Origin of the sequence: Salinicoccus siamensis (assembly GCF_042429615.1) — a bacterium.
GTDB classification, from domain to species: domain Bacteria; phylum Bacillota; class Bacilli; order Staphylococcales; family Salinicoccaceae; genus Salinicoccus; species Salinicoccus siamensis.
Genome location: NZ_JBHMAH010000035.1, coordinates 1 through 1,198 on the forward strand (window position 1 = coordinate 1; position 1,198 = coordinate 1,198).

Annotated in this window: 1 protein-coding gene; it reads right to left on the reverse strand. The window is 47.7% G+C overall.

The genetic code is table 11. The features are described from left to right. Positions 1-1,164: IS256 family transposase (locus ACFFLE_RS11090; RefSeq protein WP_380572248.1), on the reverse strand; the 1,164-nt coding region annotated here is incomplete at its 3' end. Positions 1,165-1,198: the final 34 nt, after the last annotated feature.

Genomic DNA, 1,198 nt, shown 5'->3' on the forward strand with positions numbered 1-1,198 from the left:
TTCAGTTAGTTCGGCCCGTGCTTGGTCAAAACCGATGTGACACCGTGTCGCAAACTGCTGGTTGTAAGTTTCGAATTGAGTGACGAGAAAACGATCAAGCGATGCTTCGTTCGGAAACTGCTCCTTGCGCTTACTGTACCGTTTGATTCGCTTATTGAATGACTCAATCAGGTTTGTGGAGTAAATGCTCCTCCTGATTGCTTCAGGGAAATCATAAAAGGTGAACAGATCCGGATTGGCTTTCAATGATTGCGTGACTTTGGCGTAGGACTTTTTCCACTTCTCTATAAACGCATCCAAAGCCTGTTCAGCGTCTGCTTTGTCCGTGGCGCGATACAAGGACTTCAGGTCCTCACAGATTTCCTTGCGGTCCGATACACGGACCCTGTGGGAAATGTTGCGCGCAACATGAATAAAACACGTCTGGTATCTGGCTTTTGGAAAGACCGAGTGAATACTGTCTTTGATGCCTGTTAGTCCATCCGATATGAAAAGCAGCACTTCTTCGACACCCCGCGCTTGGATGTCTTCGATCAATTCTTTCCACACATAGGCGGATTCCGTTGGAGCGACCGTATATGCCAGGACTTCCTTTGAGCCATCTTCACGGATGCCGACAGCGATATAGACAGCTTCTTTCGAAACCGTCTCTCTTTTGACGGGCAGGAACGTAGCATCCAGATACACACAGACATACCGATTGGACAGGGAACGCTGACGAAAGGCCTCGACTTCTTCTGCGACCGCTTTAGTCATGTTCGAAATCGTTTGGGGGGTATAGTGATGCCCATACATGCGCTCGATCAGATGCGAAATCTCAGACATTGTCACCCCTTTTTGAAACATATGGATGACAAAGGACTCCAACGTGTCATTGGACCGCTTATAGGGGGCGACGGTCTGTTGTTTGAAATCGCCATTCCGATCCCGGGGGATATCAATCTGTAGATCCCCATATTCGGTATGTAGGGTACGGGCGTACGCACCGTTTCTGGAATTTCCGGAATTGAAGCCGACGCGATCATATTTTTCATAGTCCAGAAATGCGGTCAGCTCGGTTTTAAGCAATGTATTCACCGCTGTTTCCAGGTGATTGCGGAAGATTTCGGATACGTCTTCCTTTTTCACTAGAGCTTGAATGATATCTGATGTAAAATGATCCATAAGGGGAGACCTCTTTTCTTGGGATTTGGTGTGG